At 38.5% G+C, this 25,478-nt stretch carries 35 protein-coding genes; all 35 read left to right on the top strand.

Annotated elements, in window-relative coordinates; genetic code table 11:
* Window positions 1–2: 2 nt before the first annotated feature.
* The 35 genes from KTI79_RS06545 (at window position 3) to KTI79_RS06375 (ending at window position 25,437) form a co-directional block, all read left to right on the top strand.
* Window positions 3–803: a hypothetical protein gene (locus KTI79_RS06545; protein ID WP_033853069.1), complete on the top strand. Its 801-nt coding sequence runs from the start codon at window positions 3–5 to the stop codon at window positions 801–803.
* The gene (locus KTI79_RS06540) at window positions 800–1,255 is read left to right on the top strand and encodes a hypothetical protein (protein ID WP_005124477.1); all 456 of its coding nucleotides are present in this window, start codon (window positions 800–802) and stop codon (window positions 1,253–1,255) included. The genes KTI79_RS06545 and KTI79_RS06540 overlap by 4 nt, the downstream gene beginning before the upstream one ends.
* Window positions 1,255–1,656, top strand: coding sequence for a DUF559 domain-containing protein (locus KTI79_RS06535; protein ID WP_000097329.1), 402 nt, complete (start codon window positions 1,255–1,257; stop codon window positions 1,654–1,656). The genes KTI79_RS06540 and KTI79_RS06535 overlap by 1 nt, the downstream gene beginning before the upstream one ends.
* Window positions 1,653–2,129 carry a hypothetical protein gene (locus KTI79_RS06530; protein WP_001277128.1) on the top strand — a complete coding sequence of 159 codons (477 nt, stop codon included), beginning with the start codon at window positions 1,653–1,655 and terminating at the stop codon, window positions 2,127–2,129. The genes KTI79_RS06535 and KTI79_RS06530 overlap by 4 nt, the downstream gene beginning before the upstream one ends.
* Window positions 2,101–2,355, top strand: a complete 255-nt coding sequence (locus KTI79_RS06525; protein ID WP_000861102.1) for a hypothetical protein — start codon at window positions 2,101–2,103, stop codon at window positions 2,353–2,355. Before KTI79_RS06530 ends, KTI79_RS06525 begins: the two co-directional genes overlap by 29 nt.
* A gap of 765 nt (window positions 2,356–3,120) precedes the next feature.
* A complete protein-coding gene (locus KTI79_RS06520; protein WP_032054780.1) occupies window positions 3,121–3,465 on the top strand; it encodes a hypothetical protein in 345 nt (114 codons plus the stop codon).
* Between the two features lie 53 nt (window positions 3,466–3,518).
* The gene (locus tag KTI79_RS06515; protein ID WP_032054779.1) at window positions 3,519–3,953 is read left to right on the top strand and encodes a hypothetical protein; all 435 of its coding nucleotides are present in this window, start codon (window positions 3,519–3,521) and stop codon (window positions 3,951–3,953) included.
* Window positions 3,922–4,563 (top strand): putative metallopeptidase, encoded by a 642-nt coding sequence (locus KTI79_RS06510; RefSeq protein ID WP_032054778.1) that lies wholly within the window; start codon window positions 3,922–3,924, stop codon window positions 4,561–4,563. The genes KTI79_RS06515 and KTI79_RS06510 overlap by 32 nt, the downstream gene beginning before the upstream one ends.
* Window positions 4,564–4,621: 58 nt before the next feature.
* Window positions 4,622–5,092 (top strand): DUF2280 domain-containing protein, encoded by a 471-nt coding sequence (locus tag KTI79_RS06505; protein WP_032054776.1) that lies wholly within the window; start codon window positions 4,622–4,624, stop codon window positions 5,090–5,092.
* A complete protein-coding gene (terL, locus tag KTI79_RS06500) occupies window positions 5,082–6,509 on the top strand; it encodes a phage terminase large subunit (protein WP_032054775.1) in 1,428 nt (475 codons plus the stop codon). The genes KTI79_RS06505 and terL overlap by 11 nt, the downstream gene beginning before the upstream one ends.
* On the top strand, window positions 6,506–7,948 hold the full coding sequence (locus KTI79_RS06495) for a DUF4055 domain-containing protein (protein ID WP_032054774.1): 1,443 nt from the start codon (window positions 6,506–6,508) through the stop codon (window positions 7,946–7,948). Before terL ends, KTI79_RS06495 begins: the two co-directional genes overlap by 4 nt.
* A 10-nt stretch (window positions 7,949–7,958) precedes the next feature.
* Window positions 7,959–9,062, top strand: coding sequence for a minor capsid protein (locus KTI79_RS06490; protein WP_032054773.1), 1,104 nt, complete (start codon window positions 7,959–7,961; stop codon window positions 9,060–9,062).
* 9 nt (window positions 9,063–9,071) lie between these two features.
* The gene (locus tag KTI79_RS06485) at window positions 9,072–9,500 is read left to right on the top strand and encodes a hypothetical protein (RefSeq protein ID WP_050679113.1); all 429 of its coding nucleotides are present in this window, start codon (window positions 9,072–9,074) and stop codon (window positions 9,498–9,500) included.
* Between the two features lie 98 nt (window positions 9,501–9,598).
* Window positions 9,599–9,829, top strand: a complete 231-nt coding sequence (locus KTI79_RS06480) for a hypothetical protein (RefSeq protein WP_000004359.1) — start codon at window positions 9,599–9,601, stop codon at window positions 9,827–9,829.
* Between the two features lie 21 nt (window positions 9,830–9,850).
* Window positions 9,851–10,066 (top strand): hypothetical protein, encoded by a 216-nt coding sequence (locus tag KTI79_RS06475; RefSeq protein WP_032054772.1) that lies wholly within the window; start codon window positions 9,851–9,853, stop codon window positions 10,064–10,066.
* Window positions 10,067–10,118: 52 nt separating this feature from the next.
* Window positions 10,119–10,433 (top strand): Gp49 family protein, encoded by a 315-nt coding sequence (locus KTI79_RS06470; RefSeq protein WP_032054771.1) that lies wholly within the window; start codon window positions 10,119–10,121, stop codon window positions 10,431–10,433.
* A 107-nt stretch (window positions 10,434–10,540) separates the two neighbouring features.
* Window positions 10,541–11,308 (top strand): DUF6651 domain-containing protein, encoded by a 768-nt coding sequence (locus tag KTI79_RS06465; RefSeq protein ID WP_032054770.1) that lies wholly within the window; start codon window positions 10,541–10,543, stop codon window positions 11,306–11,308.
* A gap of 28 nt (window positions 11,309–11,336) precedes the next feature.
* Window positions 11,337–12,281, top strand: a complete 945-nt coding sequence (locus KTI79_RS06460) for a major capsid protein (protein WP_032054769.1) — start codon at window positions 11,337–11,339, stop codon at window positions 12,279–12,281.
* A gap of 73 nt (window positions 12,282–12,354) precedes the next feature.
* On the top strand, window positions 12,355–13,020 hold the full coding sequence (locus KTI79_RS06455) for an Ish1 domain-containing protein (protein ID WP_032054768.1): 666 nt from the start codon (window positions 12,355–12,357) through the stop codon (window positions 13,018–13,020).
* 4 nt (window positions 13,021–13,024) lie between these two features.
* Complete coding sequence (locus KTI79_RS06450) at window positions 13,025–13,414, top strand: hypothetical protein (RefSeq protein ID WP_032054767.1); 390 nt, start codon at window positions 13,025–13,027, stop codon at window positions 13,412–13,414.
* Window position 13,415: 1 nt separating this feature from the next.
* Window positions 13,416–13,784 (top strand): hypothetical protein, encoded by a 369-nt coding sequence (locus KTI79_RS06445; RefSeq protein ID WP_025464826.1) that lies wholly within the window; start codon window positions 13,416–13,418, stop codon window positions 13,782–13,784.
* A gap of 8 nt (window positions 13,785–13,792) precedes the next feature.
* Entirely contained in the window at window positions 13,793–14,197 is a 405-nt protein-coding gene (locus KTI79_RS06440; RefSeq protein WP_032054766.1) for a hypothetical protein, read from the top strand.
* Window positions 14,169–14,537 (top strand): hypothetical protein, encoded by a 369-nt coding sequence (locus KTI79_RS06435; RefSeq protein WP_032054765.1) that lies wholly within the window; start codon window positions 14,169–14,171, stop codon window positions 14,535–14,537. The genes KTI79_RS06440 and KTI79_RS06435 overlap by 29 nt, the downstream gene beginning before the upstream one ends.
* A 1-nt stretch (window position 14,538) precedes the next feature.
* Window positions 14,539–14,937, top strand: coding sequence for a phage tail terminator-like protein (locus KTI79_RS06430; protein ID WP_032054764.1), 399 nt, complete (start codon window positions 14,539–14,541; stop codon window positions 14,935–14,937).
* An 83-nt stretch (window positions 14,938–15,020) separates the two neighbouring features.
* Window positions 15,021–15,233 (top strand): hypothetical protein, encoded by a 213-nt coding sequence (locus KTI79_RS06425; protein ID WP_079284305.1) that lies wholly within the window; start codon window positions 15,021–15,023, stop codon window positions 15,231–15,233.
* A 141-nt stretch (window positions 15,234–15,374) separates the two neighbouring features.
* Window positions 15,375–15,614 (top strand): hypothetical protein, encoded by a 240-nt coding sequence (locus KTI79_RS06420; RefSeq protein ID WP_031960741.1) that lies wholly within the window; start codon window positions 15,375–15,377, stop codon window positions 15,612–15,614.
* Window positions 15,615–15,690: 76 nt separating this feature from the next.
* Complete coding sequence (locus tag KTI79_RS06415) at window positions 15,691–16,041, top strand: hypothetical protein (RefSeq protein ID WP_032054762.1); 351 nt, start codon at window positions 15,691–15,693, stop codon at window positions 16,039–16,041.
* Window positions 16,041–17,003: a hypothetical protein gene (locus KTI79_RS06410; RefSeq protein ID WP_032054761.1), complete on the top strand. Its 963-nt coding sequence runs from the start codon at window positions 16,041–16,043 to the stop codon at window positions 17,001–17,003. The genes KTI79_RS06415 and KTI79_RS06410 overlap by 1 nt, the downstream gene beginning before the upstream one ends.
* 94 nt (window positions 17,004–17,097) lie before the next feature.
* The gene (locus KTI79_RS06405; protein ID WP_032054760.1) at window positions 17,098–18,015 is read left to right on the top strand and encodes a phage tail tube protein; all 918 of its coding nucleotides are present in this window, start codon (window positions 17,098–17,100) and stop codon (window positions 18,013–18,015) included.
* Between the two features lie 70 nt (window positions 18,016–18,085).
* On the top strand, window positions 18,086–18,601 hold the full coding sequence (locus KTI79_RS06400; RefSeq protein WP_032054759.1) for a hypothetical protein: 516 nt from the start codon (window positions 18,086–18,088) through the stop codon (window positions 18,599–18,601).
* Window positions 18,602–19,005: 404 nt separating this feature from the next.
* Window positions 19,006–19,656 (top strand): hypothetical protein, encoded by a 651-nt coding sequence (locus KTI79_RS06395; RefSeq protein WP_032054758.1) that lies wholly within the window; start codon window positions 19,006–19,008, stop codon window positions 19,654–19,656.
* A gap of 84 nt (window positions 19,657–19,740) precedes the next feature.
* Window positions 19,741–19,917, top strand: a complete 177-nt coding sequence (locus tag KTI79_RS06390; protein ID WP_079284304.1) for a hypothetical protein — start codon at window positions 19,741–19,743, stop codon at window positions 19,915–19,917.
* A gap of 8 nt (window positions 19,918–19,925) precedes the next feature.
* Window positions 19,926–20,249, top strand: a complete 324-nt coding sequence (locus tag KTI79_RS06385) for a DUF4236 domain-containing protein (RefSeq protein ID WP_032054757.1) — start codon at window positions 19,926–19,928, stop codon at window positions 20,247–20,249.
* A 33-nt stretch (window positions 20,250–20,282) separates the two neighbouring features.
* Entirely contained in the window at window positions 20,283–20,984 is a 702-nt protein-coding gene (locus KTI79_RS06380) for a hypothetical protein (protein ID WP_050679112.1), read from the top strand.
* Between the two features lie 118 nt (window positions 20,985–21,102).
* Window positions 21,103–25,437 carry a tape measure protein gene (locus tag KTI79_RS06375; protein WP_262468272.1) on the top strand — a complete coding sequence of 1,445 codons (4,335 nt, stop codon included), beginning with the start codon at window positions 21,103–21,105 and terminating at the stop codon, window positions 25,435–25,437.
* Window positions 25,438–25,478: the final 41 nt, after the last annotated feature.

The following is a 25,478-nucleotide window of genomic DNA, read 5'->3' as shown; positions in this document are numbered from 1 at the left end:
TCATGAATGAATTAGCACCATTTGAAAGTTTTTTGAAAGAACTGGTTACGGCTTACAGAACTAAATACGCGGTTCAGTTCAATAAGAATTTTCCAGTAGAAGGGAAAAATGCCGTTCCAATGCAAATCGTTGAACAGCAGCTTGCTAAAGCATTGGTTGGGGTTACACCTAACCAACTTCAAAGAGGCTTAGCGCTATTTTACGCAAGTACAAATACCTACATGCCTAACTTCGCTGAATTCCGTGCTATGTGCATGGGTGACGATTGGTGGAGCGCCGAGAAGGCTTGGGTTAAGGCTTGTGAATATACTCAGATCTCTCAACACAAAAAAGTGAAATTGCCAGACGGAAGAGAGCAGAACCAAGAAATTACCACCTTGACCAAATTTGTTTTAGACCAAGTTTATTCACTAATCCAAGATGGTGAAATGTACAAAGCCAAAATGGAATTTATCAAGATCTATGATGAATACAAGGCTGAAGCACAACTGAAGGGTAAAACCCAAGCTTGGTACCAAGAACCAATTTTATTAGCTCAGAAAAATGAGCAGAAGGTACATAAGCCGGTTTCAAATGATGAGGCACAAAAACACCTCAATTCATTAATGGACCGTCTAAAAATCAATGGGCGTAAACCTGCACCAATGCAAAAGCTACAGGCAAAGGAAAAAGAGCCAGAACTCAAACAAGAGTTAGGGCCAGATCCTTTTGACAATCCGCATGAATACGCTGAGATGTGCCGTCGGGAGGGTATGCCTATTCCTCGAAATATTCTGCAGTTAATTGATGGGGCGAATGTATGAATGCAGTTGAGTTTATGAAGGAACATGGAATCGAAAAGGCTCGATTTGTTATTGGATCTGCTGAAGTAGGTGGTGTTGTAACCCCAAAGATTTTAGACCTTAAAAAATTGGTTCAATCGTTGGAACTAATAGAGCAAATTGGTGGAGTTGAAGTTGCTAAAGGCAAAGTATTTATTGCTGATTTCAATGATTTCAAAATGATCAAATTTTTAATAGGTAATAAAGATTTTGTTGTTCATATAAAAAGAGTTCAGGAGGCTATAGCAGACCACGAAGCAGTTAATGGAAATGAGATAGATCCTTTAATCAAGTTAAAAGCTGGTTTAACAAAGTTAAGAGATAAATTTATAAACGATGCCCATGCATTAACGCTTTTGGGTGACCTAGATAAATCACGTGTTTATAACGGCATTGCTAATCAATTAGATCACTTATTAAAGGGCGGTGCTTAATGTCATCAATGAGCCTTGCTGAATATCGTGAATTATTTCCTATTCAGAAAAATAAAAAGCGCCGTTCAGCAAAGCAAGGTACAAGACAGCCGAGTGAAGGCGAGACGGTATTAGCAACACATTTAAAAGCATGCAAGATCAGTTTTGAACAGGAATATAAATTCCATCCTGAACGTAAATGGAGAGCAGATTTTTTAATAACGGGTACAAAGATTTTGATTGAGGTGGAAGGCGGGATCTGGAGTGGAGGCCGTCATACAAGGGGCAAAGGCTATATAGGGGATATGGAGAAATACAACTCCGCAGCAATGATGGGTTTTACAGTTTTACGGTTCAGCACAGAGCAAGTGAAAGCAGGCGTGGCGATTAAACAAATTGAGCAATTGGTAGGTGAAAAATGAGTGCAGTTTTAAAAACACAACAAATGGATTGGTCTAAATATACTATTGACGGTTGGTTAGAGCAGTTTGGCGCATGGTGTGAAACAGTTAGAATGAAAGGGGGTGATTTGCCAGATGGGCTTCATATCAATCAAATTTACTGGTTGATGCGTGAAGCTGGCAAAGAAGTACAAAAAAGTAAATCTTATATTCGATGTGAGATCAGTGATTATGAGGCGGATCAAATTCAAGCACTTTTACGAAGTCTATTAAATTCTGATAAAACAGATTTTACAACTAAGTTTGCATTAATTTGTTTAATTAAAAATAAGGTTGAAAATAAAGGATTGTTGAAGGTTGCTCAAGAAACAAACCAATCTAAAGCTCAGGTCGCAATTATGGTGAGTTGCGCTAGATTTTATTTATTAGGTCATGATAAAAGATTAAGACAAAATGGAGGTTCAAATGAAAACATACACTGTAAAACTATATGAAGGCGTTAGTCGGGAGAAAGTTAATGAAACTTTGAAATACTACCCTGATTATTTTGGTAAAATATCAATAATTACAAATGTAATTAATAATAAATTGCAATTAACACTAAAAGCATTTGAAGGAATCGACGTTATAACTGCCAATGATCTAATGATTAAAATCGTTGAACGTTTAAAAGCTTCTCAATTAGTAGAAAAGCATAATTTAGACTTGTTGACTGTCTAGACGCTTTATGGCATATTTTTGATATAGTGGACGAAGTATAAGTAATGCACTAGTATTAAAGCTCATCATTTGGTGGGCTTTTTTGTTTTGTGCTAAGTAAATCTAAAAGTTAGTTTTATGGTTTGCTGGACGTATCTGCGCAAAATGGCCATGCTAAATATCGATTATTGCAAGAGCTTTTAATTGTAAATGGATTTATTAAATGAGTATTTAAATCAACTAAGATAATTGTTTCGAAGTAGAAGAAAGCAAAGTAATTTTTTTATCAAAGGATTTTGATTGCTAAAGATGCGATTAAAGAATTATTTTAAATTTTATATGACTGTATTAAATAGATTTACAAAGGTCTGCCAATACGTTTTTATAAGTTACTAGTTTAATATATGACTTGATAAAAACGTGAAATTTATTTATATTAAACGGGTATTCTACTTCCTATGTAGTTATTCAGTTTATAGTCCGTACCTTCCCCAAGGTGCGGATTTTTTTTATTTTTTGCTATATAGTCCAGTCAGATTATAAACTGGTTAATAAAATGAATATCTGTGTTGGTGGTGAACTTGATGGGCAAAAGATAGAAAGAGGGGCGTTAAGAAGAATGATGTATATAAATATTATAAAACTCAGTAATTGCATAATAAATTCAAATATTTACTTAAAATCAAGGTGACAGAATTTAAACAATCTTTACCTAGGCGAAGGATTTAGTAACTCAAATAAACATTATTTTAGACGGATAATTATAAAAAACGGAGTACAAATGTCATGAATAAGAATGTAGAGCTAATAAATTACATTGATGTAGCTGAGACAGTTTACGAACGGGTATATGAAAATAATAAAATTTCAAATAATTTGATTGTTAATCTAAATCGCATTATGGCTGAGATAAAGAATCAAGCTGCAGAAAAAAGACTCAAATTGAAGTACAGCTCAATAGACTTTGAACATTGTTTAAGTTTGCCTTTAGCTGATCGCAAGATAAAAGTAGATTTAAGTCTTATACCTCATTTTGAAGATCGTGAAGAAAGTATTTTGTGGTTAACTAACTTTATTGGAAAAATTTGTGAGCCCAGAAAGATGCAAAGACAGAAAAAAAATCATCATTAAGTACCAGTGAGTTTAGCCACCGCCTAAGGGCGGTTTTTTTATGGGTAAGAATAATGGATTCTACAGAATACTTTTGGCTTACTAGAAAAAAAGAACCCAAAGCTAAACCTAAAAGCAGACCATTGCCTAAGGCTAAACAAAATTATTTAGAGGCTGAGGCAACACTTAAGGAAGAGCTTGAGGATTTGGCGATTGGATTTGAACAGAAGTTTCAACCGATCCATACCAAACACTGGCGCTTTGACTTTCATATTGTGAAATTGCGTTTGCTCATTGAAATTGAGGGTAGTCCCTGGTCTGGTGGGCGTGGTGGAAAACTGTCAAATAAAGCATGGAGTCTTGATCGATATGATCATGCTGAAGAGATGGGTTACAAAATAGAGCGCTTTCATCCAGACTCTGTTTTGTCGGGATATGTCATTAACTGGATTAAAGACGAATTAGCGAGAATTGAAGATGGAGCAGATCAGACCATTTCCACCGACTGATTTTATTGATCAAGCAGATGAAGAAGAAGCAATTAGACTAACACCAGCACCAGATCTAAAAAAATGGGTTGTTGCTAATTTTCTTACGCTTGGTGGACCTTTACATAATCCCGATCATGATCACATAGCTGAGCTGCTCCACGATAATGAAGAATTTTTAGCATTTGCTTGGGCCTCTTCTGCATATAAAAGCAAGCAGGCGATGGTGCTGGGGCAATGTGAAAAAGTCATGTTCAATGTTGGTGGTTGGAAGAAAGCTCGCCAGGAACAACAAATGCGCGATTGGTTCGGGGCTGTTCCAACATACTTAATTACTGTCGATGCTTCTTTTTGCGAGCGGGCCAATGATACAGAATTCTGCTATTTGATTGAGCACGAGTTGTATCACATAGGCGTTATGAAAGATGAAGATGGCGAGATCCTATATAGCGACAATACAGGCTTACCTAAGCACTATCTTGCTGGGCACGATGTTGAAGAGTTTATTGGTGTTGTCAAACGGTGGGGAGCAAGTAAGAGCGTAAAACGTCTTGTTGAAGCTACGAAGAATCCGCCGTTTGTTTCAAATCTTGATATTTCAAAATGCTGCGGAAACTGCGTAATCAACTGAGCCGAATGGCTCTTTTTTTTGTCCTTTTTGCTGTACGTAGCTGTACGAAGGGGAATTTATGGCGGCACTAAAAGAGCCTGTGAAAATATTTATAGTTCAAGCTCTTGCATGCCGTGATACCCCTCAAGAAGTGGTTGAACAGGTCAAGCAAGAGTTTGGTATTGATATTAGTCGTAGCCAATGTGAATGCTATGACCCAACTAAATATTCGGGCAGAAACTTAAGTAAGAAATTTGTTGAGCTTTTTGAATCGACCAGAGATAAATTTGATGAAGGCTTAATTGATATTCCTATTGTGAATAAGTACTACCGTCTGAAGCAATATCAAAGACAGCTTGATAGAACTAGAAACGTTAAAACAGCGCTAAAAATTCTAGAACAAGCTGCAAAAGACATTGGTGGACAATTTACTAATCGCCAAGAAATAACAGGCAAAGATAGCGGGCCAGTTCAAACTGTTAATTCAGATGTGCCTGTTCCAATGGAAGAGTATTTAAAAGCGCGGAGGGAGGTCTTAGATGAGTACTGATGCGGCTCGGGATAAAGCAATTCAGATCGAGGCGCAAGAAGATTTATATTTCTTCACAAGGTACATGTTTAAGGAGCGCCGTAACTATAAATGGATGCAGAACTGGCATCACTTAGAAATATGCGAAGCTTTAATGAAAGTTTATCGCGGAGAGATAAAGCGGTTAATTATTAATGTGCCACCTCGATATTCAAAAACTGAAATTGCTGTAATTAATTTTATGGCTTGGTGTTTTGGAAAGAATCCTGATTCTGAATTTATTCATATCAGCTATTCGGCAATGCTTGCTGCTAATAATGCATTTCAGACTCGCAATATGGTTCAAGAAGAGGCTTATAAAAAGGTATTCCCTGATCTTAAATTGCGTGATGATAGTAAAGCTAAGGATTTCTGGCGTACAGCAGCTGGTGGTGTCTGCTATGCGACTGGTACGGGCGGTACCATTACCGGTTTTGGTGCTGGCAAAATGCGTGAAGGCTTTGGTGGTTGCATCATTATTGATGACCCGCATAAGGCCGATGAAGCCAAATCAAAAACTATCCGTGAAGGTGTAATTGACTGGTTCCAAAATACACTCGAGTCTCGTACTAACTCACCAGAAACACCGATTATTGTGATTATGCAGCGATTGCATGAAGACGATTTGGCTGGCTGGTTGTTAGGAAAGAGAGAAGACGGTTTACCAGTTGAGGGTGGTAACGGTGAGGTGTGGGATCATCTTTGCCTTTCAGCAATTCAAGAAGATGGTTCTGCTTTATGGCCAGCTAAACATAATATTCAAAAGTTGCAGCAAATGGAGAAAGCTGCGCCGTATGTTTTTGCCGGGCAATACCGTCAAATGCCTTCACCGCCAGCTGGCGGTTTTTTTAAGCCTGACAATATTGAAATTGTTGATGCTTTACCTGCTGATATTGTGAAGCAAGTAAGAGCTTGGGACTTTGGTGCAACTGAGAATGAAGGCGACTTTACAGCAGGTGTGAGAGAAGCTTTAGGTGCAGATGGCTTTACTTATATTGTCGATGTAACCAAAGGGCAACTTGGTCCAGACAATGTCAATAAACGCTTAAAACAAGTCACAGAGTTAGATGGGATGGGTGTATCGGTAAGGATTCCTCAAGATCCTGGACAAGCTGGTAAATCACAAGCCAGTTCATTCGTAAAACTTCTTGCAGGATATGACGTCAAAGCTAAACCTGTTTCGGGTGACAAACTCACACGAGCACAACCTTTTGCGGCTCAAGTTAACGTGGGTAACGTCAGAATGCTGAGAGGTGATTGGAATAAAGACTTTATTGAAGAGCTTCGAAATTTTCCGAATGGAACGCATGACGATCAGGTTGATGCTGGTTCGGATGCATTTAATGAATTGAATGGAGGTTTTGAAGCCTTCTTTGCTGATATGGGATTTGCTCGATGAGTGACGTAACTTTTAAACATCCTGAGTATGTTAAGAACTTGCCATACTGGCAGAAGCTAGATGATGTTTGTGAAGGTGAGGATGCAGTTAAGGCTAAAGGTGAAAAATATTTACCTAAGCCTAATGCACATGACAAAACGCCAGCAAATAAGAGTGCTTACTTAGCTTATTTGATACGTGCTGTGTTTTATGAAGTTACAGGTACAACATCAAACAGTTTAGTGGGTGCTGCATTTGCTACAGATCCAAGCTTTAAGTTTCCATCCCAGCTCGCTCATTTAGAGCGTAATGCTAACGGCGCAGGCTTAAGTGCTTATCAATTGGCACAAACGGGTATTCGACACTTATTAAAGCATTATAGATGCGCGCTATATGTTGACTACCCAGCAGTTACACCGGCACGAAATCTTGCAGAATTTAAACAGCAAAAAGCCTATCCGATGATTCACTTATTGAATGCGATTGATGTGATCAATTGGGATTCAATGATGATCGATAACCAGAAAAAGCTTTGCTTGGTGGTCATCCGTGAATTTACTTCTGAACGTGGCAATGATGGCTTTAGTAAAACAGACGTGGAGCAATACCGAGTTCTTCGTTTAGAACCTGATAGTGAAGGAAATTACATCTATACAGTTCAGGTTTACACCAAAGGGGATAAAGGGACTTGGGTGGGGGGAGAAAAGAAGTCACCAACTGATTATAACGGTGATACCTGGTCATATATTCCTTTCACTTTTGTAGGAGCTATTGATAACTCCGAAGAGATTAAGAAGCCTCCATTGCTCCCATTAGCTAATCTTAATTTAGCTCATTATAGAGATAGTGCGGACTTTCAAGAGTCCGTTTTTTATATGGGCCAACCACAGTTTTATGCAAAGGGAGTCAATTGGGCTTGGTACGACGAGGCTAAAAAGCGTGGCATTTATATCGGTGCAAAAGTCCTTTTACCTTTACCTGAAAACGGCGATTTGGGGATTGTACAAGCAGATCCAAACACTTTAGCTCGGGAAGCTATGAAGGATAAATGGGAACAGATGAAAGAGATGGGTGCTCGCTTAATTGAAAAGGGTTCGGCAGCTAAAAAGACAGCTACTGAATCAAACAGTGATGACGCCGTTCAGCATTCAGTTCTTTCATTATGTGTTGTGAATATGAATGAAGCTTTTTCGATGGCTTTAAGATGGGCAGCTAAGTTTGTAACGCCTAATGTTGATGTTCTGACTAAAGATGAACTGATGTTCGAAATTAGTCAGGAATTTAATAAACAAGGGTATCAAGCTGAACTAGCTCGACAATTATATGAGGCAGCTTTACAAGGCCGTTCTTCATTTAAATCTTGGTGGGAATATAACCAGACTGGAATGTTCCCAAAACAAAAGTATAAAGAAGAGCTGGTCAATGTCGAAGGTGAAAAAGACGGGACCTTGAATCTATAGGTAAAGTGATATGGCTAAAGATAATAAAAATCTTTTGGAGGTACTCACTCAACACCAGGCTTATCTTTATCGTACTTCTTCGCAATCAGTAAATGAATTATTAGGTTTATTCAATGATGATACCAACGCAATGCTTTCAAAGCTTCGTGACCTATTGGATGAACTAAGTGATTCAGAAAAGGTTGCTTTAGCCGGGGGGAAACACACAACTTCAAACCTCAGGGAAATAAGAGATTTAATTTCTCAATGGTTTAGTAGTGTAAATACGAGCTTGCCGGAAGCTTTCGCCGTTTCAGCTACTGCAATGGCCGTATATGAAGCCAGCTATATGGCAAAGTTATTCGGCGAAAAAATAAATAAGCCCGAAGGTGAAAAGCTTTATTCTGCTGCCAAAAAGGTTCCACTTACAGGCGGTGCTCTTGTTGACGACCTTCTATCACGAATTGCAGAAAGTGCCCGCCAAAAAGTTGAATATGCGATTCGGGACGGTATCAATTCTGGCAAAACCAATCAGGAAATTGTTCAGCGTATTCGCGGTACTAAACGGCTCAATTATGAGGATGGAATTTTAAATGGCACCAAAACTGATATTGACCGCACTGTTAGAACTGTACGCAGTCATGTAGCCAATCAAGCTTATTTAAATAGCTTTAATCAATTAGGCTTTGAATATGTACGATTTGTTAGTGTTCTAGATGGAAGAACTTCTAAGTTGTGTGCTTCGCTGGATGGCTCAATTTGGGAAATAAACGACCCAGCTAAATGTGTACCGCCGTTGCATCCTCATTGCCGCAGTATTTTGGTACCAGTTGAGAAAGATGGGAAACTCCTAGGGGAACGTCCATTTGTAATGGATGAGCGCAAAGTAAAGGACATCCCGAAAGATGAGCGTAGCCAATTAATAGGGCAACTGGACGCAAACACCACATTCAAAGAGTTCTTTAAGAAAACAGATGATTTCTTTCAAAAGGAATGGCTAGGACCAAAGAGGTACAAGCTTTATAAAGAAGGAAAGTTTGATTTTGAAAAGTTCTTTGATCCTGAAGGCCGTTTGTATAGCTTAGCTGAGTTAAGAAAGTTGGATGAAAAATCTATTAAAAAGTTGGATCTGTAATTTTTTCTTATGTTATATTTTTTAAAACATCAGAATTTATACAATATGAAAACAATAGCTTTTATATGTCTAACTCTAATTTCCATCACTTGTTTAGCTGAACCAAGTCAAAAATATCTTAAAGAATATGATCGTTTGTCTGAAGCTTTGGAGTCAGCAATGGCAAATGCATATTCTTTTGATCCTACAACTGGTCAAGTAAAACAGGCTACTCAATATTTAGAAGCTAAAAATAATTTATGTAGAGCTGCCCAGGCGAAACTAAACCTCACCACGTTTTTAAAAGACAATTTAGAGGAATCTAAAGAGCTTTATAAATCTATTGATGGTGCAGAGACTCTAGATAAAAATTATCTTAGTGGGCAACAGCAGGAACAGCAAACTCTCGTTTCAAATTTGAAAAAAGACCTTGTTGGTACTGGATTTAACTGTGAGTAATTATTGCTGATGACAGGCAATCCTAAACTCACTTAAGACACAATTTTCACCCATATAAGCGCCCAAACGGCGCTTTTGTCATTTATGGAGTTTGGCTTATGAGTGAATCAAAAGTTAGACATTTAGTACTTAAGCGTCACCCAATCTTAAAAGGCTTTTTAGTTGTGTGTGATGAAGAAACTGGAATGCCACTGGCAGGGCAAAAAGCGGTTCATATGAATAGTGATGCTCAAGATGGACCAACAACGATTAGCGTAACATTCGAGGCTTATGGTGAGAATGGAGTCCGCTTAGTAGGTGATGAGCCAAGAGCACTTTTAACAAAGTAAACGTAGCGAAAGGTGGTAAAAATGTCTGAAATATCAGTTGCTGAATATGTAAAGAGAAAAGAAGAGTTAGAAAGAACACTAACAGGCCATATTGCTGAATTGATCAGTAAATTTGAAAAAGATACAGGCGTAAATGTTCAAGATGTTTATGCGAATTTTTCTAGTGCCACATGCTTGGGTGGTTCAGAAAAATACTTTCTAACTGGTGTGACAATTAAAACCTCAATTTCTAATTAAACCAATTTATTAATTCAATAGCACCTTCGGGTGTTTTTTTTGTGAGAAGAAAATGACCAAAGACGTAACAGAGCAAGAGTTAGTTGAAAAGTCCGTGGCACCTCGAGTAACTAAATCTCAAATTGATGCATTAATGGAGCGCGTTACTTACACGGTTGAGCAATGTCCCGGAGGCTCAACCTCTACTTTTATTCATGCATTTTTAGATGGAAAGTTTTTTCTAGCTTCGGGTTTTAGTGCATGTGTGAATGCTGAAAACTTTGATGCAGAAATTGGTGAACGTATGGCCCGAGGTAATGCAGAAAAGAATGCAGAAAACAAATTATGGGAGCTTGAAGGCTACCGTTTGTTTGCTTCGAAATTTTAAATTGAATTAAAGCGTCCTTCGGGGCGCTTTTTTATTGCCTGCCGAAAGTGGATGCAGACGGCGAATCCGGGTGGATGCCCATTTTGAAAATATAGGTTGGATGACCAATGAAACTTAAAACAGTAACGATCGACGGTAAGGTATATGCGGAAGTAGAAGGTGATAAACCTATCTATATTCATGATGATGGCAAAGAAATGCCACATGATGCTGCTCATTCTGTAGCAACAATTGCACGTCTAAACAATGAAGCAAAAACGAATCGTGAAGCGAAGGAAGCTGCAGAAAAAGCATTAAAAGCTTTTGAAGGAATCGATGATCCTGCAGCAGCTAAGAAAGCAATTCAGACAATGCAAAACCTTGACGATAAAAAACTGGTGGATGCTGGTGAAGTTGAGAAAGTCAAAGCTGAAGCTATCAAAGCAGTTGAAGAAAAATATGCTCCTATTGTTCAGCAGCGTGATGCTCTAGAAGCTTCTTTACATAAAGAACTTATCGGCGGTGGTTTTGCTCGTTCTAAGTACATTCAAGACAACATTGCGGTTCCAGTTGATATGGTTCAGGCAACCTTTGGTAATCACTTCAAAATCGAAGAGGGCAAGGTGGTCGCATATGATCCGAATGGCGAAAAGATTTATTCACGTGTTCGACCTGGTGAACTTGCAAATGTTGATGAAGCTTTAGAGTCCTTGGTTGGCGGATACCAGCATAAAGACTTAATCCTTAAAGGTGGTAAAGGAAATGGCGGTGGCTTTCAGAGCGGGGGCAAAGGTGGAGCACCTGCAGGTATGAAGCGCAGCGAGATGTCAGTATCTCAAAGAGCCGATTACATCAAAGAACATGGCCAAGAATCCTTCCTAAAACTACCGAACTAATCATTAAATATTTTGGAGATAAGCAGTTATGACTACAACTGTTAATAGCGACATGATCATCTACAACCAATTGGCTCAAACTGCTTATTTAGAGCGTTTGCAAGACAATTTGAATGTCTTTAACCAAGCTTCAAACGGCGCAATTATCTACCGTAACGAAATTATTGAAGGTGATTTCAATAAAGAAGCCTTCTATAAAGTTGGTGGTAGCATTAAACATCGTGATGTGAATTCAACGGCCAAAGTGGTTCCTGAGAAAATTGGTTCTGGTGAGTCTGTAGGTGTGAAAGTACCATATAAATATGGTCCTTATGCTTCTACAGAAGAGGCATTCAAGCGCCGTGCCCGTACACCTGAAGAGTTCGCAATGATTCTTGGTTATGATTTAGCAGATGCATTAGTTGCAGGACGTTTACAGTACAGCTTAGCCTCATTAAAAGCCGCTATTTCTAGCAACATTGATATGGTTGCAAAAGGTAGTATCGCTGTAGATGGCCGTAAAGCACTAACACGTGGTATGCGTAAGTTTGGTGATAAGTTTGGCCGTATTAGTTTGTGGGTAATGAACTCAGATACCTACTTCGATATTGTTGATGATGCAATCACTAAGCAGATTTATGGCGAATCTGAAATTGTTATCTATGGTGGTTTACCGGGTACTTTGGGTAAGCCGGTATTGGTTACTGATGCTGTAGGTGATGATGATGCCTTTGGTTTGCAAATGGGAGCCGTTACTGTCACTGAATCACAAGTACCTGGCTTCCGAGCGTACGACATTAATGATGAAGAAAACTTAGGAATTGGCATGCGTGCCGAAGGTGCGTTTAACCTAGATATTCTTGGTTACAGCTGGGATACATCAAAAGGTGAAAACCCTGATCTTACTTTACTTGGTTCAAGTGCTAACTGGAAGAAACATGCAACTAGTAACAAAATGACCGCTGGTACATTGCTTGATTTATCTGGTGCTTAAAAAGCTAAATAACACATTAATTTAAATCTGAGAGGGCCATAGAGTCCTCTTTTATTATTAAGAGTAAAGCGTCATGAAGCTAATCTATACACGTGTTGCCGCAGCAGCAGCTTTAGAAGTCGGGACTATTGCAAACCCTGACTATTATGAATATCCAAATCGAAGTGCTGAAGAGGTAATCATTTATGGTGACTATCCAAAAATCCAAAATGACTATGAAGCTTTGGATATTCCAGTTGAAGTTCGCAAATTGGAAGAACCTGCAAAAACAACTTTGGCCACTGTAAATGTAGCGGTTGGAATTACTCCAGAGCTGCAAGAGGTCATTGATCAAGCAAAAGCTGACTGTGAAAAGGTTATTGAAGAAAACGGGCAACTTAAACAGAAAATCGAAATCTTGGAACAAGCTAATGGTGATAGTACAGAGTTAATTTCTGAAAACTCACGTTTAAAAGATGCTGCACTCCAAGCTGACAAAGCTACTAAAACGGCCGAAGGAAAGGTATTTAGCATCCAAGCAGAATTTGATGCTTTTAAAAATGATGTTACTGCTATGCAAGCGCGTATTGCTGAATTGGAAACTGGAAAAGCGGCAGAAAATTCAACAACAGAAACGGCGACAAATGATTTTGAAAATTGGTCAAATGATCAATTAAAAGAATATTTGGCTAGTAAAGACATTGGCTACAAACCATCTGCAACAAAACCAGAACTACTTAAGTTGATCCCAAAGGAATAATGAAATGAGCTTTATTACTGTAAATGACGCAAATTCAATTTTGGGCAGCGATTTTGCACCAGCCAGTGATAAAGCTCGTCTGGTTCAACTTGCAAATGTCTGGATGAAAAAACGTATAGGTTTCGTGCCGGATCCTATTGATTCACTTCTTAAAGACGCTGCTTGTGAAATCATTAAGGGTATTCTGGCCAAAGTAATTTATAACGGTAAAGAGCAGCTGCTTAAACGAAAGAAAGTTAAAGCTGATTCTGTTGAGTCAGAAAAAGAATATCAAGACGGATCTGAAGCAATCTCTAGCTTTGAACAGATAGCAATTGATTTTATTGATTCACTTGATTTGAAAGATCCAAATGCAAGTTTTAATGGCTTTGGCATACCACTTTACAGGGCATGATATGGGCTTACGTGACGAAATTCAGGCAGACATTGCTGAAGCATTTAATGATGATCTAGCGGACGCCGTTCATACCTTTACATGTGAGCGGATTTCAAAAACGAATTGGGATCCTAAAACTGAAACGTATGTTGAAGTTAAAGAAAACTATTCCGGCCGTGGTGTTCTGTTTGGCTCATACAGTCAATATGAAATACAAACGCTTGGAGTACTTGCCACAGATAAAAAAGCGACCGTACTTCAAAATGAAGTGACTATGGCCCCAAAAATTGATGATGAATGGCTAACAGCCTTAGGCTCATTCCGGGTAATTCATATTCAGCAGGATCCAGCCAGTACAATCTGGAAATGTCAGCTTCGAAAAGTGTAGGGGCTAAAATGGTTAATACTGATTATATTCCTGAATGGTATATCTCGCCTTTCCAACATGTGCAGTACACGCTTGCTCGAAATCAACTACACATGGATTTGTTATTTGAAGATATGGATAAAGCCGATCATTTTTTGGATATGGGAGCGGATGCACAAGTTAGTACTTTTTCTGATGGCGCATATGCAATCGTCCAAATTGGTGATACGGCGGATAAAGATCAAATTCAAGTTTATGGATTGCTTTTACATGAAGCTGTTCATATCTGGCAAATAGTAAAACGGAGAATGGGTGAGCGAGAGCCTAGTGTGGAATTTGAAGCTTATTCAATTCAGGCAATCGCTCAAGACCTTTTCGAAATGTACGAAGCAAGCGAGGTGAGCAATGGGATGGAAGGAGAAAAAGCCGACTAGTTTTAGTCTTGATGTGTCTAAAGCAGCAGAAGACCATGTGAAGCATATTGTTATGGATACTGTGCAATCTTTAGTTAATTTAAGTCCCGTCGATACTGGTGCATACCGTGCTTCTCATATTGTTTCGATTGGATCTGGTGACTATGGCATACGTGAACCTGAAACAAACGCCACGCAAGATGCTGCTATTCAAGCTGTAAAGATTAAATTGGGCAATTTGGTCTATATACAGAACAACCAGCCTTATGCTGAGGGCTTGGAAAACGGTTGGTCTGATCAAGCGCCACAAGGTATTTATGGCCTCACGTATAACTTTATTTCTCAAAAGTACGGTGGCTAAAATGGCAATGACTTTAGAGCAGACAAGGCAAGCTATAATCGATCATATGCAAGCTTTCACTGGTATAGCTCAGGAACGAATTCAGTATCCTAATGCACCCAGCTTTATGGTTCCAAAAGAAGGTATATGGTGTCGTTTAACTATTGCAGGCGGCCCGAGTTTTATTTCGGGCATAGCTGATAGTCCTTGTACCCGGCGTACTGGTAATATCATGGTCCAATGTTTTGCTCGTCCCAATTCTGGAATAATGGAAATTACTAAACTAAGCGATGCATTACTTGCCCATTTTGAATATTACTCAATCGATCATCTAGAATGTTTAAATGGACAGTCAATTTTTGTTAGGCAAGACGCTGACTTCATTCAGTATAATGTGTCGATTGGGTATAAGGTTGGCTAAAAGATTGTTTTAATTTTAAAATAAAACTTTTGTCATATTTAATCGGTAAATTTTTTATTTATATGTGAATTGGTGATGTGAAAATGAAATTAAAAGAACTGAATAACCTGATTGATGATTTTAAGAGTAATGGTAAAAATCCTAAAAAGGTCATCATTGGTTATAAAGACTATGCGGCTTTAATGGAAAATGAAAAATTTCAAGATAGATTAACCAAAGATAGTAAGGATCCAATGATTAGATACTACAAAGGAATCAAAATGGTAACTGAAAAGTATCATTTAGAAATTTTGTAAATTAAGGTAGGTGTATAAAAGAAAGTAAAATAGTTTCTGAATTGATGCGTATTTATTATGCTGGTTTTGATAATAATTACTCTAGTTGCGGAGATATAGTAACTATTCTTCTTTTTAATCAATCTTTAGGTCAAATGTTTTATGAACGAATACATTAAAATGCTTCAAGAAATTGAAGTAAAGAAAAAGAAATTAGAAACTAGAATTGCTCAGGTAGTAGGTGAGGAAGTTGATAAATGGCAATCAGAAAACAACTTAGCTGTACAAACTATTTATATTGATTTGGTTGATGAGCAATCAATTGAAGGTCCTAAAAAAAATATTGTTATTGGAGTTTTAGTAGATATAGATTACAAACCTAAAAATATTTTAATTAAATGACCGCTAACAAGCGGTTTTTTATGTCTTATTCATTACCACCTCATCGGTGGTTTTTTTATATCTATAGGAATCACTTATGAGCAATTTTGTTTTTAAGCGTGGTGACACATTCAACTTAAATTTGCAGCTCGTTGATATGGATGATGCATTGCAATATCCCGCCAATGATGTACGCCGTGCAATTGATCTAACGGGTTACACTTTTACTTCTCAGGTCAAAACTTTAGAAGGCGCAGCTGTAGCAACATTAACTTGTGCTCCTTTGAGTCAGAGTACACAAAAGGGTTGGCTTAACGTAAAGTCGGGAGCAAATACAACTGCTTGGCCTTTGGGATTGTGTCAGATGGATATCAAAGCCGTTGTTAGTGGTGTGGTTCAACATACTGAAACATTGGTATTCCAAGTGATTGATGGAGTAACAGCATAATGGCAAATCTTTTATTTAGATTTAGTTGGGACCACCGACCTTTTGTATATAACTCATCTCAAGGTAAGCGGCAATTTATGCTTCCTTTTGCATCGGGTATTCCAAACCTAACACCAGATTGGACACAAGTGCAGGGGTTAGGAAATGCTGCAACAGGTACTATTACGAATTCTGCTGCAGATTTGACAGCTGGCCGAATTATGAAGGTTGGTGATTTTGGTGTTGGCCTGCCTCAAGTAATCAGCACTTCTGTAGACCTAAACAATGTTGGAGCTGGGTTTTTTAGTATTCCAGGTACTGCTGCAAATTCACCCGGTGCTGGCTGGCTTGAAAGTAGATTATGGTCGAATGGGCCAACAAGTCTTATGAAACAGTTCTGGACGGCTGCATATACGAGTGATATTCGGGTGAGACAAAAGTCATCTGCAGGAGGTGAGTTTTCTGTATGGCATAGATTTTGGACGGAAGGTAATACGACTGTTGATGCAAATGGTTTTGTTAAATCAGCCTCACCAATTGTTAAGCTTTTTGCAGGATCTATTGAATTAAATGATGAAGCTAGTAGACAGCTTATCGAATTTGAAAAAGTAGATGTAGGTGATTACTTGTTGAAGGGAACTTTAGGTTTCGCTCAGGAAGGTTGGTATATCGAGGTTCCTAAGGACGCTAACGGTAATACAGTCGTAGCTGTTGAATACTCAACTTTAGAAAATGGTGATATTTCAATTAAAACCTACAAACGTAAATTTGATATTGAACTGGCGGCAGTCGTTGCTGATCATGATAATCCAATGGATATACCTGAAGGTCGTTGGATTGATATCCGATTGCATGAAGTTCCTGAAGAACCTATGAGTGAAACACCTGTTGAATTTCAGCCTACCAATTTATCCGAAGCAGTAGCTGCGGCTATGAGTGGTGTTGAACCTCCTGCATCCCCAAACTCTGATGAAACTCTTTAAAGGACTGCTGAATTAGCGGTTTTTTTACACCTATTTTTTAAACGACCCGCTGATAAAGCGGGTTTTTTAATGCCTAAATTTTGGAGAACTATAAATGAGTTCAGGCGCAAAAATTCGATTATATGCTTGTGAAGAAGCAGTATTGGGAACTACTCCTGCAAATCCGATTTGGTACACAGTACGCCGTGTGAGTGACGGTTTATCAGAAAATGTCTCTACTGAAGAAAGCAGCGAAGTTGTAGACTCACGTTTCCGACAAGGCGGTGTGGTTACTGAAGCTGAAGTTGCTGGTCAGTTAGAGTTTGAATTGTCAGTTGGTACATTCGACTTATTCTTAAGTGCTCTTGCATTTAATAACTGGGCAGCAAATGCGCTTAGCTTTGGCGGCACCGTACGTAAATCATTTACCTTGGTTAAAGTCTTTGAAGATGTTGGTCAGGTCTTTATTTATCGTGGTGTTCAAGTAAATACGGGTGAAATTACCATTCAGACAACTGGAAAAATTACAGGTAACTTTGGCTTGGTTGGTAATTCATTTACCCGTCAACAGGTCAATCCGGTTACTAATCCAATAGCTGCATCAAGTCGTCCATTGGTCAGCATGCCAAACGTTGAAAACTTGCTTGTGAATGGCCAGTCTATTCAAGGTAAAGCGTGTCTTCAATCACTGACCATTTCTATTAATAACAACCTTGAAGCGATTCGTTGTATCGGCTCAGGAAAGTACACGCCAGAGTTCTACATTGAAAAGATGATGGATATCGAAGCGAATGGATCATTCATGTTTTCGGCTACAGCTGCAGCTTGGATCGATGCAATCAAAACCCGTGATGTGTTCACACTGACCTTCGACATCAAAGATAGTAAAGGAAGCAAATACTCACTAAACTTCCCTCAATTAGAAGTAATGGAAGCCAATCACCCAGATGGTGGGGGTGATGACATCATCACTGTAGATATCAACTTTGCTCAAGTACGTACAGCACCGACAATTGTGCGTGCTCTCGTGTAATTCAACTTATTTCTTAACAAAGCCTATGGAATCCCATGGGCTTGTTTTTTACTAAAATCTAGAGGTAGGTATGGCTTTAAAAGTTGGAATTATTAAAAGCTCGGATGTTTCGAAGTGGTGTGAATATAAAGGTCCTAATGGTCAGGTATTGGCAGAGTTTAAAGTGCGTGGTATCGCTTATAAGCCTTTTCAAGTAGCTATTGAACGAGCAGGAAATCAGATATCGTCTAAAGGCTATGATGTGATGATAAAAGATGAAAGTGCCAAGCTCTATCACGAGTTATTAATGGATGCTTGTGCAGCTCACTTAATCGAAGACTGGAAAGGTGTGGTGTTTGCTCAAGTTGTTGATGGAAAGACTGAAGAAACTGAAATGGCTTATACACCTGAGAATGCATCAAAGCTGCTTAACCTGGGGGATATTGGTATTTCAATTTGGTTATTCGTGAAAGAACAAGCGCAGAAGATTCAGGAAGAAGCTGATAAGGACAAAGCTATAATTCTGGGAAAGTCCTCGAGCTCTACAAATACCAAAAAACCTATGCGTCGAAAACGCCGCACGAAATCGAACAAATCAAGTTCTTAGGTGGACACATTCCGGATACACCAGAATATTCTTATGCGGCTGACTCAATTCTTGCAGCCTTTAGCACGATTATCAAATCAAGACGATATGAGCAGGGTATTCCTTTATCCTTAGATCAGCAGGCTATCAATGTATATGCTGCGCATAATGATTTGCCTGTTGATGCTCATATATTTCACGACTGTATTTTTGCTTTAGACAATTTATTTATTGAAGAAGCCCATAAGAAAATTAAGTCTAAGTCTAGTAAATAACCATTCTACGGTTTGGTTATTTTAATAATCCATGATGATAGTTAAGTTATTCTAAATTATAGAAAATAAGTATAAATAATGATCTGATTTTAATTGACGAAAGTAATGGTGAGAAGTTTATTTAAAGTACAATAACAAAAGGAAGTGGAAATGAATAAAAGAATTCTAAGTGCATATATCCTTATTTCTTTAACCTTACATGGGTGCCAGAGCCTAGATACTAAAAATAGTCTTTTGAGCCACCAGATATTGGCTGAAATGAGCAAATCTAATCAATTGGATGCTTTATCTCCTCAAGAAATTAGAGCCAATAAGTTAGCTGATTTGAACACTAGATTTAAAAATATGGAGATCGATTTACAGAGAGCTATTACATATTCCGTTTATTTACAGAAACAAAATTATGCTAAGAGGAAAAGAATTGGTGCATTTGGGAGCTTTTTAGGCGTAGTTGCAACTACTTTAAATGCAGCTTCAAAAGCTAACATAGTCACTTCCACCGCATTCACTGGACTACAAACAGTAACTATGGGCTATATTACAAATGACAATACTCAGTATATAGATCCTCACTCATATGAAGAAATGCAAAAAATAAGAAATAGTCTAAGAGAATCTTTTATAGCTTATCAGACAAACTATAAAAGTTTGCTTACAACTAACCTTAACAACAATGATTGGGACAAATTATATTTGGAGACAGTAATGCTTTTGGAAAAAATAAAATTTGATATGAATATTATTTTACCTCCTGAAGATTTTACTGACAAAAGAAATCAATTAAATGGTAGTAATGAATAAGCCACCTTCGGGTGGTTTTGTTTATGTGACATTTAGTAACCACTTTGTTAAAGTTGGTACACTTTATAACAAATGGTAAAAAGTATGAAACAAGCCATTCTAAGTCTTTTATTGGTTTTAAGCTCAATAAGTGCTGCTGATGCAGGTAGAGGCAGACAACCATGCTCTGGTAAGAAAGGTGGTGTAAGTCATTGTGATGGTAGTAAGTTTGTTTGTAACGACGGCTCAATAAGTGCTTCTAAAAAGATCTGCTCTAGATAGGTGATGTGATGGGATTGAATTTTAGAAAAAGTATAAAAATTGCTCCTGGAGTGCGTGTCAATGTTAGTAAAAAAGGGCTATCAAGTGTTTCCGTGGGAGGAAAAGGAGCACGTGTAAATGTGAGTAAGAAGGGCACTCGCACAACAGTAGGTATTCCAGGTACTGGCTTGTCTTATTCTAAGTTCTCTAGTCACACTAAGAAAACAACATCAAGAAGAGAACCTGATTTTAATAATCCAGATAATGTATGGGGTTACCCTAAATCTGAATGGATAATATGTGGAGTTATTTTATTTATAGCTTTAATAATTTTTATTTGGATTATTAGCTGATTTTTTAAATTTTGATATTTGATAGGTTTATATATGAAAAAGATTATTTTATTAAGTTTGGTTTTCGGTTTGGTGGGGTGTAATAAAAAGGAGAATACCAACTCCATCATTAGTAATGAGGTTAGTACAACCGCTTCTAACGTAGTTGCTACACCAACTGATAAAGAAAATACTTTGAATAATTGGGTTTATGACGAATCAAATGATGAGATGCGCGGCATCAAATCAAAATTTGCCAGTATCACTTCAATTAATGATGTTCATTTTTCTTCACCTTATGAAGGTGGCTCCAAGCTTCTTATTACTTTGCGTGAAAAAACAGGACAACCTCTTGATGTGTTATTTGTAATAAGTAAGGGACAGTATGCCTGTGACACTATTTCACGCAATTGTTATGCTTCATTTAAGTTTGACGATAATACCGTAGAAACTGTAGAGCTAGATAGTACTGCCGATCATGCGAGTGACGTTTTATTCGTGAGAAATGACGATGATGCCAACTTATTCATTAAAAGGCTTTTAAATTCCAAGAAACTTATTATAGAGCTTCCATTTTATCAAAATGGGAGTAAGCAGTTTAAGTTTGATGTATCGAATTTAAAATGGAATCCTCCTACTATTAAACAGACAAAATTTCAAGCAGATTGGGGTATAGAGGAGATTTCGGGATCTGCTGAAGAGGCAGCAGCTGAAGCGGTGGCGGCAGCGACAGATATAACTGAACCAGTTAACTAAGTAACTTAAAGATGCTAAAAGCACCCAAAGGTGCTTTTTTCTAACTAATACACCAGATTATTAATTTTGAACGGCCCACTCCTTGAGTGGGTTTTTTATTGCCTAGAGGAAAGTAAAGATGGCACAAGAATCCCGTTTGGTCATTGTTATCGATTCGCAAAATGCTGAACGAAATGCGCGTAATCTAGGCAATGAACTGGATAGCATTGAACGCAAAGGTGATTATGTTTCCAAGTCAATGGATGGTTTATCTGTAGCTACTCGTGCATTAGCTGGCTATATGGCAGGTTTGGTAACAGTTGGTGCGGCCATCTCTAAAATGGATGCATATACTGGTCTCCAGAATAGATTGAAATTAGTTACCAATAACCAAGCTGAGCTTAATAAAGCGACTGAAGATACCTTTCAAATTGCTCAAAGAACTTATTCTACTTGGGATTCGGTGTTACAGGTTTATCAGCGTTTTAGTGATAATGCTAAGACTTTAAACCTAACTATGGATGACACTGCTCGACTAACTGAAACAGTATCTAAAGCAGTGGCCATTAGTGGAGCAACTGCAGAAGCTGCTGATGCTTCATTAGTACAATTCGGGCAAGCACTTGCCAGTGGTACATTGCGTGGTGAAGAACTTAATTCTGTAATGGAGCAAACCCCAGCATTAGCAAAGGCTATTGCTCAAGGTATGGGGATCACCGTAGGAGAGTTGCGATCTGTTGCAGCTGAAGGAAAAATCACTTCTCAAGAAATTGTAAAAGCACTTAGAAATGTTGAGTCTGATGTAGATGCATTATTTGGTAAAACAGATATTACGATCGGCCAGTCTTTAACTCTTCTTAATAATGAAATAACAAAATTTGTCGGAGAAGCTAGCCAGGGAAGCGGTGCTGCTCAAGCACTATCTGGTTCTATTAAAGTTTTAGCCGAAAATTTAGAATCAATTTCTTATGTTGCGATATTGGGCGGTACGGCATTGCTTACTAAAGCCATTGCAACACAAGTTTCAGCTTTAAATACCAAATTAGGTTCATTAGTTGCTAACAATGCAGCTTCTCAATTGCAAAAGCAAAAGTCGATAGAAAGTGCTAAATCTGCATTGGCTGAAGCTGAGGCACATTTGGCGAATGTAAGAGCAACAAATGCCGAAACTCAAGCTAAATTTGGAGCAAGTGCGGCCAGTGCTAGATATGTACTTGCAGCCACTAATGTCGAAAAAGCAACCAAAGCGGTTTCAGCTGCTCAGGGTAAAAGTGCTTCTATGGCAGGTTTATTGAGCGGAGCATGGGGGTTAATTGGTGGTCCAATCGGAGCAATTACATTGGGGGTAACAGCACTGGCTGCTACTTATATGTATTTCTCGAGTAAATCAGCTGAAGCCACAGCAAAGTTAAAAGAGCAAGCCGAAGCTGCAAAGTTAACTAAGGAAGAAATCAAGGCCCTTAATGATGAACAACGTAAAGAGAAATTAGGTGATTTAGCAGCAACATTGGATAATCAGAACAAAGCCTTGAGACAACAAGAATTAGCAGTCAGATCAGCTTTAATCAATATCCAGAACTATGCGGTAGGTAATGCTAAAGTTGCTGAAATTTCAAATAAAGCACGTCTTGGCACCATTTCTTATACAGAAGCGATTGAGCAGTTAAAGAGTGAAAAGATTTCTTCTGATTTAATGGATGCATTGCTTAAGCAAGTGAATGCTTATGATGAAGCAGCTGAAACTGCTGCCAAGACCAAACAAACATATAGCTTATTTGGTGTAGAAGTAGCGCTAGCGGGTAATAAAGCTGAAAATGCTATTGTCGGTGTTAATAAAAATACCAAGTCCCTAAATGAAAATGAGAGAGCAGCACTAGCTGCTAAAAATGCACAAAAGAAATATGCTGATTCTCTTCATGATCGTGAGTTCGATGCCTATCTTTCTAAAGCTCTACTTGCAAAAGGATATACACCCGAACAAGTGAAGCAAATGGTAGAAACTGCGAATTGGGCTAGAAAAGAAGGTGTAACAATTACTAATGAGTTGTATCAGAGAGGGCTGCAAACACTTGCTATTGAAGAGGAAAACAAAAAGGTAATCGATGCCAAGAATAAAGCATTAAAGGAAACTACGAATGAGCTATCTAAACAGCAAAAACTATCTAAACGTCTTGTTGGTGTATCAGGCCAATCGGGTATTGGTACAGGCCCTCATCTCGACGTTAGATATGGTGGTTCAATGTCTGGCCAGAAAGTATCGAATGAACATCTGGCACGATTACAGGCGGGTGGTAAACCTCTAACTTCTTACAAGATCAGTTCAAATTACGGTCCACGAAAAGCCCCAACTAAAGGGGCTTCTTCATTTCATAAAGGTATTGATTTTTCAATGCCTGAAGGCACGCCGATCACGACCAATGTCGCCGTGAAAGATATTAAGACATGGTATGACAGCAAAGGTGGTGGCTATGTCAGCGAGGTGATCTTTGAGGATGGTGTTTCTCTTAAGTTGCTTCATCAATCGCCGAGTATGCAAAGCAATGTTAAGAGCGGAGCAAGCAAAGGCAGTGATAAAGCTTCGGGTGACATTCAATCGCAACTTGAACGTCAACAGGATCTGCAACGGTCACTTGAAAATGAGGTAGCGAGTGAAGTTGGACGAATTAACAATAATAGAAAGGCAAGATTGGAAGATGTTGATAAAGCTAATTTTAGCCCGGAACGAACAGCAGAAATCAAGGCGGAAATAAATCGCCGTGCCGATAATGATATCGCTATCGCTAAACAAGCTCTGAGAACGAAACTTGAGGACTATAAGGAGTTCCAGAAAACCGAGGCTGATTTACTTAAAGAAAGTTTTGATCGCAAAAAGTTCAATGCGGCTCACGACATTGAATTAAGTAAATCTGAACGAAAGCAAGCAGTAGAGTTGCTAGAACAGCAGCATCAGCAAGAACTAGGATTGATGAAATTAGCCCAAGAGCAGCGATCACTTCAAGCCCGTTTATCTCTGCTTTCCGAAACTCAGGCCATGCAGGAACGTTATAGACTGGAAAGAGAGGAAATTCTTAAGAATACTAAACTTTCCATTGAAGAGCGGCAAAAGCTAATCGCATTATCTAAAGCCACACAGGACAAAGAGACACGCGACAAAGTTAATAACGCTGTTCAAAACTGGGGTGGTATTCAGGCTGATATGAATGGTACCAGCGAATTTTATAGGCAGGATCAGGAACGGTTTAGCCGTTTGGGTGCTGCAAATGATCTTGCAGATAGTCAATATGCTGCCACTGATCTTAATGAGCAAAATGGTTTAGATAGTCTGAATGCTCAAATGGAAGCTGGATTAATTCAGCAACAAGACTTTGAAAACCAGAAAACTGCAATCATTCAAGCTGCTCAAGAACAACGTAGTCAAATTTACAATGATTATGTTCAGAACGTTAAGGACGTTGAAGACAAGTATCAACAAGATCGATTGAACGCTCAGATTGCCCTTGGTGGGCAAATGATGGGTTCAGTTACCTCGATGTTTGGTTCTATGTTTGGCGAACAATCCAAAGCTTACAAGCTTATGTTTGCAGCAGATAAAGCTTATGCCATTGCTGCTGCGGGACTTGCGATTCAGCAGAATATCGCTGCAGCTTCAAAAGTCGGTTTCCCGTATAACTTACCTTTAATAGCTGGAGCAGTTGCTCAAGGTGTCAGTATTATCGCTAATATCCGGGCAATCAAAGATCAAGGCTTTTCTGATGGTGGTTTTACTGGATCAGGTGGTAAATATGAACCTGCTGGTATTGTTCACAAAGGTGAAGTGGTATGGTCCCAAGAGGACATTAAACGATGGGGTGGTGTTGGTTTAGTTGAGAATATGCGTAAGAGCTCAGGCCCTGAAGCTTTTATCAATAACAATGCTCTGAATAACTCTTCAACTGAGAATGTATTCAATCGTTCTTTCCTCAGTTCAAAAGCATTTAATGATAATCAAACGATCTCGAATATTTTTAATCAACCTATTCGAGAAAATCAGATTATTACTAAAGGCTTTGCGAACGGTGGATTTACTGGAGGAGCTGTTTCAAAGCCTACCGCTTCCGCTCGTTCTGATCTATTCCATGATGGAAAAGTTTACTTCTCTTCAAATGGTTTAGTTCAGGATCAATCAAATCTTGAAGATGTTCAGGATTTCACCTCAGGGCAATCGTCACGTCCTCAGGCTGAGATTATGCCTTCATTTGAGTCTATTTCACCGGCAATCAATTTCAAAATTGAAGTAATTAATCAGGTGAGTGGAGCAACAGTTGAAGCTGAGCAACTGGACGAGCAAACAGTCAGGATCATTGTTAAAGATGAACTGGATAAGCAGCTTCCAAGAACGGTTCCGAAACTTGTAAGTGATCAAATTGGGAATCCAAACTCAACTATTAGTCGGTCTTTGACTGAGAATACGACAGCAAGAAGAAATCGTACTTAATAATTTGAACCCTTTTCGGAGGGTTCATTTTCATAATATTT

Source organism: Acinetobacter sp. WU_MDCI_Abxd143 (assembly GCF_025514195.1).
Taxonomy (GTDB): Bacteria; Pseudomonadota; Gammaproteobacteria; order Pseudomonadales; family Moraxellaceae; genus Acinetobacter; species Acinetobacter pittii_H.
Note: the sequence above shows the minus strand (reverse complement) of the source record. Positions and strands in the feature narration are given on the sequence as shown.